Here is a 493-nt window from a genome sequence, read left to right as displayed (position 1 = left end):
CTGCTGGCCGAGGCGGAGTTGGAGAAGGATGCGCTGCGGGAGGTGGCGAAGGGAAAATTCTGAGCCCGGCCGCCAAACGCGCCGCCATCGACATGCTCAAGAGCACCATGGGTATGTCAGAACGGTTGGCGTGCAAGGCTGTTGGGCTTTCCCGCTCCACCTACCGGCGCCTGCCGCTGGCGCAGACACCCGCCGATCCGGACGCCGGCTTGCGCGAACAGTTGCGGACCTATGCCCGCACACATCCCCGCCACGGATTCCGGCGAGCCTGGGCGTGGCTGCGGTTCGACGAGGGGGTCGAGATCAACAAGAAGAAGATCCATCGGCTGTGGAAGGAAGAGGGATTGCAGGTCCGGCGTGCGCCGCGACGCACACGCGCCGGGCAGTCCTCGGTGCCGATTATCGATGCTGACGCACCGAAAGTGGTGTGGGCATTGGACTTTCAGTTTGATTCGACCGTTGATGGTAAGAAGGTCAAGATCGCGTCGATGGT

Annotated in this window: 1 protein-coding gene; it reads left to right on the top strand. The window is 63.3% G+C overall.

Translation table 11 applies throughout. The features are described from left to right. Positions 1-107 precede the first annotated feature (107 nt). The coding region (locus B1964_RS27845; protein WP_172398989.1) for an IS3 family transposase at positions 108-493 on the top strand (386 nt) is incomplete at its 3' end.

Source organism: Gordonia sp. i37 (genome assembly GCF_002043085.1).
GTDB classification, from domain to species: Bacteria; Actinomycetota; Actinomycetes; order Mycobacteriales; family Mycobacteriaceae; genus Gordonia; species Gordonia polyisoprenivorans.
The sequence above is the reverse complement of the archived record's forward strand: the minus strand, read 5'-3'. Positions and strand labels throughout refer to the sequence as shown.